Source organism: Corynebacterium sp. (assembly GCF_022712195.1).
Classification (GTDB): Bacteria; Actinomycetota; Actinomycetes; order Mycobacteriales; family Mycobacteriaceae; genus Corynebacterium.
On record NZ_JALAGY010000008.1, the window covers coordinates 1 to 7715 of the forward strand.

Sequence of the window (7715 nt, forward strand, 5' to 3'; positions counted from 1 at the left end):
AGGGCCTCGAGGGCGGTGTTGGCGCCGGCGACGTAGGTGGCGTGGTGCTTGTCGTGGTGCAGCTGCATGATCTCGGCGGAGATGTGCGGCTCGAGGGCGTCGTAGTCGTAGGGGAGGTCGGGAAGCTCGTAGACAGCCATGGATGATGCTCCTTCTCGTCGTTGTGGTGACCGCCCGTGACGGTCTGACGCCGAGGCTAATACCTGAAGTGCACTTGAGGTCAAGGAGACGGACGGCCGGATTCCGGGGGTCCCGACAGCCGTCGCGCACCCTGGCCGGTGGCACCGAGGGCGTCGTCCGGGTTGAGCAGTGCGCAGGCCTTCAGGGACAGGCACCCGCAGCCGATACAGCTGGTCAGTTCATTCTCCAGGCGTTCGATGCCGCGTCGGCGTTCCTCGAGCTCGCGTTTCCATCGCCGGGACGCCACCTGCCACTCCTTGTGGGTCGGGGCGCGGTCGAGGGGGACCGTGCTGAAGGCGTCCTGCACGCTCTTCAACGGGATGCCGAGCGTCCTGGCGACACCGATCAACGAGATCCGGCGCAGCATGTGCCGGGCGTAGAGCCGGTGGTTTCCGGAGGTCCGTACCGAGGCGATGAGGCCGAGGTCCTCGTAGTAGCGCAGCGCCGAGACCGCGGTGCCGGTGCGCCGGCTGGTCTCACCGATGCTCAGGAGATCGTCGGCACTGCCACGGGTCTCATCGTCATCCTGGTGCGGCGTCACTGGGGCGTTCAACTCCTGCCGGTGTCAACGGAAAGGTCACGTGGACGTGAGACCCTGGTTCTCCACCGGAGCCTACGCCGCCAACACCGGAAGCTCAGGTGAGAAGCTCCTGATACCATCCCCGGATGACATGGTTGCTGATTTTCGCAGGTCTCGTCGTACTGCTGGTGGGCGGTGCCGTGCTCCCGAGGCGGGCGGAGTACCGGGGTGACGCCGTGACGACGGGATTCCCGTGGTTCTGGCTCGTCTTCCCGCTGACGGCCTTCTTGGTCGCGTTGGCTGCCGCGGCGTGGTTGCCGGGGGCGGGGCCCGGCGTCGCGAATTTCGGCTGGACGATGTACGCGCCACTGGCTGACGCTGACGAGACCTCGACCACCACGTTCCTCTCGGATGAGCCGGCATGGCTTCTGCTCAGCGGGCAGTGGGCCAGAACCGGATATCCACTCCTCGCGGTCGGTGGCCTCGTACTGTCTTCATGGGCCTGGAGGAGGCGGCGGATATGAGCTGGGCCATGGGATTGATTTTCCTCGGTTCAGTGCTGGTGGTCGCGGTGACCGGGGCGATAGTCATTCCGCGGCGTCCACAAGGACGGCGCCGCGGTTTCCCGTGGTTCTGGGTGACGTTCCCACTGGCTGTCTTGGGGCTGGTATCGACGCTCGGAATCGTACTCGCCTTCACGTCGACGATCTACATGCCTCACGACGACCCGGTGGGGCTCTCGATGCCGTATCACGGGGCCCTCGGGACCCCGGGACGGGAGTTCCTGTCCAATGAGCAGTTCCGACAGGTGTTCGGACCGCTTCCTTATGCCTTCTACCTCTGGTTCTTCCCGGTGCTCGGGGTGTTCTGCGCCGTCGCCTCCGTGATTGCCTGGAGACGCGGCCGGGTGTAGCCGCCGCGCTATGCGGCGCACTGCCCGGTCGGGACGGACGGTGCGTCGGCCGTGAACGCCGGCGCCGCCTGTTCCAGGGCGTCCACCGGGACCGCGTAACCGGTGGAGGGGGTTGTCTCGTCCCGGGCGAAGACGACACCGGCGACCTGCCCTTCCGGGGTGAGGAAGGGGCCGCCTGAGTTCCCGGGGACGACCTCCGTCTGCAACCGCAGGACGGACCGGACCGACGGAGGCACCCCGGCACCGTCGCCACCGAAGCGTGTCGGCCCGGCGGTGACCACGCGGGCGGTCACCGACTGGAACGGTCCGCCACCGGGATACCCCTGGACCACGCCCACGTCTCCGGGGACCACGTCGCCTCTGAGGGGCAGTGGCCGGGCGTCGAGGTCCACCGCGATGACGGCGATGTCGTCGTCCTCGTTGAAGTACACCACGCGCCCGTCCGCGGCCTGACCGTCCTGCAGGGTGACCACCGGCGCATCGACCCCGGCGACGACATGGGCGTTGGTGACCACCCGGTTGTCCGCGACGACGAACCCGGACCCGGTGGGCATCATCCGGCACGCCGAGGCGATCCCGGACACCCGGGCGACCGATGCGGCCGCGTTGACCAGCGCCGGCGACTCCGGGTCCGGGAGCTGATTCTCCGGAGCCTCCGGCGCGGACGGTCCCCGGCCCGGCAGAGGAGCCGGAACCGCGGAACCGGGGACGGAGGGAAGGAAGGTCTCGCCGAACAACGCCGCCCGGATCTCGTCGCCGGCCTCACGCAGCCGGTCGGGGAGGAGGCCGTCGACGGTGCGCAGCGCAGCGGACGAGGATACCGCGGGGGAGAGCCCGGGAATGCCCGCGGTCGCCACCCCTGTCCCCACAAGTGACAGCGCCACAGCCGCCGCCACCGTCGACACGGCCCCGCCCAGGATCCGCTCGGGGACACGGAGCTTCAGGCGGTCGGCGCCGAGCCGGACCAGCGACCCCAGTGAAGACCCGAGGCCGGCACCGGCCAGCAGCAGGGCGGAGATCGTCAGTCCCCCGGCCAACCAGCGCCAGGACGGGTCGGAGACCACGTCGACCACCGCCGGCACGGCCCACGGGACCAGCAGGGCACCGCCGACCAGGCCGACCAGTGAGCCGAGTGAGGAGAAGAACCCGGCCCGGAGTCCGGCGGAGAGCGAGAGGAGGAGAAGGGCGACGACGATGAGGTCGACGATCATCGGACGGTGCTCTCAGGCAGTGGGGAGGTGTGCATCAACACCAAGGATAGGCCGCGGCACCGCCGGGCCGGCAGTCGGAGTCAACTGTGGTTTCCCGCCCCCGGGGCCGGGTGCGGGTCTGGGCGCGAGTTTGGGCGCGGACCGGCGCGTTCCCTCCGCAGCAGGAGCACCAGGGGGACGGCGTAGAGCGCGGCGATGACCGTGCCGACGGCGACCGGGCCGCTGGCGCCGAGGGAGGTGGCCAGCGTCCGGCCGGCGATCCAGGAGCCGACGGCGGTGCCCACGTTGAAGGCTGCCGTCGCCATCGCCGAGGCCAGTGTGGGCGCCTTGTCCGCGTAGCGCACGGCCATGCCGATGAGCACCGGGTTGGTCGACATGCCGAACAGTCCGAGCAACACCACCAGCACCACGGCGACGACGGCGTTGCCGGAGAAGAGGAGCAGTCCGGCCAGCACCAGGAACGTCGCGGTCGCGGAGGTGAACAGGACGGCGAACGGTCGTGACGTGCCGAGAGCGCCGCCCAGGTTCGAGCCGATGAAGGCACCGGCACCGTAGCCGACCAGGACCAGCGGAACCGCCGAGGCCGCCAGCCCGCTGGTGTCCGTCAGCAGCGGCGCGATGAAACTGTAGACCGCCAACGAGGACCCGCAGACCACCGCGCACCCGGCGAGGACCAGCCACACCCGCCCGTCGGCCAGACTGCGCAGCTCGGCCCGCAGGGACGGGGGCGGAGTGTCGCCGGGGTCGGCGGGCACCCGCCGGAAGACGACCAGTGCGCCGAGTACGGCCAACACCGCCAACGTCCAGAACGGGCCACGCCAGCCGACGGTCTGACCGGCGAACGCGCCCAACGGCACGCCGACGACATTGGCCAGCATGCCGCCGCCCAGCACGATACCCAGGGCCTTGGACGCGAGTGAGGGGCCGGCCGCCCGGGCGCCGACCACCGCGGCGACCGCCCAGAATGCACCGGTGGCCAGCGCGGTGAGGAAACGTGCCGCCAGGATCAGCGGCAGGACGGAGGTGACCGCCACGGTGACGTGGCCGAGGGCGAAGACCAGCAGGGCCAGCGTGAGTGTCACCCGTCGGGGAAGCCGGAGGGTGAGGGCTGCCATGGCCGGGGTGCCGACGATCATGCCGACGGCGAAGACGGTGATCATCAGGCCGGCGTCGGACACCGGCACCGACAGGTCCTCGGCGATCTCCGGGAGGATCCCCGCGACGATGAACTCCGTGGTGCCCATGAGGAACACGCCCGCGGAGAGGACGTATGTGACGAACGGCAGGCGCCGTCCGGTGGCTGCCGGAGCGGCGGAGCGAGAGGTAGAGGTACCGGACATGTGCGTGGCCTGCCCTACACCGTCAGCATGACCTTGACGGCGCGCCGCCCGGACATCGCCGCGTAGCCCTCGGCCGCGTCCTCCAGCGGCAGGGTGAGGTCGAAGACCCGGCCCGGATCGATCTCGCGGTCCCAGACTCTCCGGATGAGGTCGGGGAGGTAGCGGCGTACCGGGGCAGGCCCACCGTGGAGGTGGACCTCGGCGAAGAAGACCTCGTCCATCGGCAACGAGACCCCCTCGTGTGCCACGCCGACGAAGCCGACGTGCCCGCCGCCGCGGGCGGAGTGGATGGCCTGCAGGAAGGACTCGCGGGTGCCCACCGCCTCGATCACACTGTGGGCCCCGAGGCCGTCCGTGAGTTCCCTGACCTTCGCGACGCCAGCTTCGCCGCGTTCCTCGACGATGTCTGTGGCCCCGAACTCGCGCGCCAGTGCCTGACGGTCGGCGTGACGGGACATGGCGATGATGCGCTCTGCACCCATCTCCCTGGCGGCGAGGACACCCATCAGGCCCACGGCACCGTCGCCGACCACGGCGACGGTCTTGCCGGGACCGGCCTCGGCGGCGTCGGCGGCGAACCAGCCGGTGCCCAGGACGTCCGACGCCGCCAGCAGCGACGGGAGGAGGTCCTCGTCCGGTTCACCGGGGGTGGCCACCAGCGTGCCGTCGGCGAGGGGGATCCGCGCCTTCTGCGCCTGGGTGCCGATGCCGGCGTGCACGAACTCGGCGTGGACGCACTTGGACGGGTACCCCGAGCGGCAGATCTCGCATTCTCCGCAGGAGATCACGAAGGACCCGACGACGTGGTCACCGGGGGTCACGGTGGTCACGGCGCTGCCGACCTCCTCGACGACTCCGACGTACTCGTGGCCCATGTGCAGGTGGTCGGCGGGTTCCACACCACGGTAGGGCCACAGGTCGGATCCGCAGATGCATGTCGCGGTGATGCGGATGACGGCGTCGGTGGGGTCGATGATCCGCGGGTCCTCGCGGTCGCCGACGCGGATGTCGCCGGGGGCGTCCATGATGACTGCTCGCACGGGGGAAGCTCCTGTCTCTCGGGTGTTCCGGGGTTCTCACTCCAGGCAACCAGGCCTGCCGCGCGGCAGGGAGAGCCTGTCGAGCGGGGTACCGGCGGTACCTCCCACGGCGCCGGGGCCTGTCCTAAGCTCGGGGCATGGGTAACGGCACAGACCTCAAGGCGGACGTCAGGGAGTTCCTCACCACCCGTCGGGCCAAGGTCACTCCCGCTCAGGTCGGACTCCCCGCGGGGACGAACCGCAGGGTGCCGGGGCTTCGGCGCAGCGAGGTGGCGACCCTCGCAGGAGTGAGTGTGGAGTACTACACGAAGCTGGAACGTGGAGCGATCGCCGGAGCTTCCCCCGAGGTCCTGGACAGCCTGGCCAGGGCGCTGCGTCTCAGTGACGCCGAACGTGCGCACCTCTTCGACCTCGCGCACGCGGCGAGCCCGGTGGCCCGTCCCCCGAAGACGCGGGACGCCTCAACCTGGACTCCCTCTCCCGGCCTGCAGTGGTCCCTGGACGCCGTCACCGCCGGACCGGCCTTCGTGCGCAACGGCCGGATGGACCTGCTGGCGACCAACACGCTGGCCAGGGCATTCTACGGTCAGGTGTTCGACATGCCGGGGCGTCCTGCGGGTCCGCCGAACATCGCCCGGCACGCTTTCCTGGACCGGCGGGCACGGGACTTCTACCCGGACTGGGACGAGATGGCGGACATCACCGTGGCGATCCTGCGCACCGAGGCGGCGCGCGACCCGCACAACAAGTCCCTGCATGATCTCGTCGGGGAACTGTGCACCCGCAGCGACGAGTTCCGCACCCGGTGGGGTGCCCACGACGTGCGCCACCACGGCAGCGGTTTCAAGCGTTTCCACCACCCGGCGGTGGGGGAGATGGTGCTGGCGTACGAAGGGTTGAGGATGGAGGAGGAGCGGGGGTTGACCGTCACGATCTACTCTGCGGAACCGGGGTCGCCGTCGGACGACGCGCTGAAGCTGCTGGCGTCGTTCGCGGCGTCGGACGGGCCGGAGGGCACGGAGGCTACGGAGGCTACGGAGGCTACGGACGGCAGGCTGCCGTCCGGCGGGGTGGATCGCGGCACATCAGGGTGACCGGACGCCTACCCTGGGGGACGCACACCGCCACCGACCTCACCCGAGGAGACAGACACCGTGTTCACCGGCCTGCTGATCGAGAACGACGACTCCTACCGCACCAGCCTGACGGACCTGGACGAGCGGCAGCTCCCCGACGGCGACGTGACCGTACGGGTGAGCCACTCCGGCCTGAACTACAAGGACGCCCTGGCGATCACCGGCAGCGGGAAGATCGTACGGGACTTCCCCATGGTGCCGGGCATCGACCTGGCCGGCGAAGTGGAGCACAGTGACGACCCCGCCCACCGGGTCGGCGACAAGGTCGTCCTCAACGGCTGGGGAGTGGGGGAGAAGCACTGGGGAGGGCTCGCGCAGAAGGCGCGGGTCAGGGGCGACTGGCTGGTCCCGCTGCCGGAGGCCTTCACCCCGGAACAGGCCATGGCCATCGGCACCGCCGGGTACACCGCGATGCTCTGCGTCCAGGCGCTGGAACGGCACGGGGTGACACCGGACCAGGGGGAGATCGCCGTCACCGGGGCGTCCGGCGGCGTCGGCAGCGTGGCTGTGGCACTGCTCGCCAGGCTCGGCTACACGGTGGTGGCGGTGACGGGCCGCCCGGAGGAGAACCGCTACCTGGAGGACCTCGGAGCCGCCGAGATCCTGGACCGCTCGGGGTTCGCCGAGGCGGGAAAGCCCCTGCAGAAGGCACGGTGGGCCGGCGCGGTCGACGTGGCCGGCAGCCACACCCTGGCGAACATCCTGGCGGGCACGAAGTACCGCGGGGTGGTCACCGCCTGCGGCCTGGCGGCGGGGATGGACCTGCCGGCGTCGGTGGCGCCGTTCATCCTTCGTGGGGTGACGCTCGCCGGTGTCGACAGCGTGATGTGCCCGCTGGAGGACCGGCTGGAGGCATGGCGGCGCCTCGGCGAGCTCCTCGACCCGGGGACGCTGGACACGATCACCTCGACAGTCGGACTGGACGAGGCAGCCCCCACCGCCCGGAAACTCCTGGAGGGCGCGGTACGCGGACGCGTGGTGGTCGACGTCAACCGATTCTGAGCGGCCGTGTCGGCGGAGCCCTGACACGGGCCCGGATTCATACCTGGGTATGAGCCGCACCGCCGCGGGCGGGACGAATGTACGACCCCACGGCCCGCCCGGATCAGCCTCTGGGCCGATGTGTCCGCGGCGCCGGCGGAGAACACTGGGATCCATGATCACAGTAGAGAAGATGTCGAAGAGCTACGGACGGTTCCAGGCCGTCCACGAGTTGTCGTTCACGGTGCCGGACGCGGCGGTGACGGGTTTCCTGGGGCCGAACGGGTCGGGTAAGTCCACCACCATGCGGTGTGTGCTGGGGTTGGACCGTCCCACGGCGGGGCGGGCGTTGTTCGACGGGCAGGAGTTCGCCGCGGTCGCCGACAAGCCGGCG

At 70.3% G+C, this 7715-nt stretch carries 9 protein-coding genes and 1 pseudogene; 5 read left to right on the plus strand and 5 right to left on the minus strand.

From position 1 onward, the window contains the following. Together Q0A34_RS01160 and soxR are read right to left on the minus strand one after the other, a co-directional pair. A pseudogene (locus Q0A34_RS01160) lies at window positions 1–140 on the minus strand (superoxide dismutase); the annotation flags it as partial. 80 nt (window positions 141–220) lie between these two features. Beyond that, window positions 221–721 (minus strand): redox-sensitive transcriptional activator SoxR, encoded by a 501-nt coding sequence (gene soxR, locus Q0A34_RS01165; RefSeq protein ID WP_291477662.1) that lies wholly within the window; start codon window positions 719–721, stop codon window positions 221–223. A gap of 125 nt (window positions 722–846) precedes the next feature. Between soxR and Q0A34_RS01170 the strand changes: the two genes are divergently transcribed. Together Q0A34_RS01170 and Q0A34_RS01175 are read left to right on the plus strand one after the other, a co-directional pair. After that, the gene (locus tag Q0A34_RS01170; protein WP_291477664.1) at window positions 847–1224 is read left to right on the plus strand and encodes a hypothetical protein; all 378 of its coding nucleotides are present in this window, start codon (window positions 847–849) and stop codon (window positions 1222–1224) included. After that, window positions 1221–1613 (plus strand): hypothetical protein, encoded by a 393-nt coding sequence (locus Q0A34_RS01175; protein WP_291477666.1) that lies wholly within the window; start codon window positions 1221–1223, stop codon window positions 1611–1613. Before Q0A34_RS01170 ends, Q0A34_RS01175 begins: the two co-directional genes overlap by 4 nt. 8 nt (window positions 1614–1621) lie before the next feature. Here the strand turns inward: Q0A34_RS01175 and Q0A34_RS01180 are convergent, their stop codons facing one another. From Q0A34_RS01180 to Q0A34_RS01190, 3 genes are all read right to left on the minus strand, one after another. Beyond that, the gene (locus Q0A34_RS01180; protein ID WP_291477668.1) at window positions 1622–2824 is read right to left on the minus strand and encodes a MarP family serine protease; all 1203 of its coding nucleotides are present in this window, start codon (window positions 2822–2824) and stop codon (window positions 1622–1624) included. A gap of 80 nt (window positions 2825–2904) precedes the next feature. Further along, window positions 2905–4164 carry an MFS transporter gene (locus Q0A34_RS01185; protein WP_291477670.1) on the minus strand — a complete coding sequence of 420 codons (1260 nt, stop codon included), beginning with the start codon at window positions 4162–4164 and terminating at the stop codon, window positions 2905–2907. Between the two features lie 14 nt (window positions 4165–4178). Next, window positions 4179–5204, minus strand: a complete 1026-nt coding sequence (locus Q0A34_RS01190) for a zinc-dependent alcohol dehydrogenase family protein (RefSeq protein ID WP_291477671.1) — start codon at window positions 5202–5204, stop codon at window positions 4179–4181. Between the two features lie 137 nt (window positions 5205–5341). Here Q0A34_RS01190 and Q0A34_RS01195 point away from each other — a divergent pair, with 137 nt between their 5' ends. The 3 genes from Q0A34_RS01195 to Q0A34_RS01205 all read left to right on the plus strand — a co-directional run. Next, window positions 5342–6298: a helix-turn-helix transcriptional regulator gene (locus Q0A34_RS01195; protein ID WP_291477672.1), complete on the plus strand. Its 957-nt coding sequence runs from the start codon at window positions 5342–5344 to the stop codon at window positions 6296–6298. A gap of 60 nt (window positions 6299–6358) precedes the next feature. Then, on the plus strand, window positions 6359–7342 hold the full coding sequence (locus Q0A34_RS01200; protein WP_291477674.1) for an MDR family oxidoreductase: 984 nt from the start codon (window positions 6359–6361) through the stop codon (window positions 7340–7342). 154 nt (window positions 7343–7496) lie between these two features. Next, window positions 7497–7715: ATP-binding cassette domain-containing protein (locus Q0A34_RS01205; protein WP_291477675.1), on the plus strand; the 219-nt coding region annotated here is incomplete at its 3' end.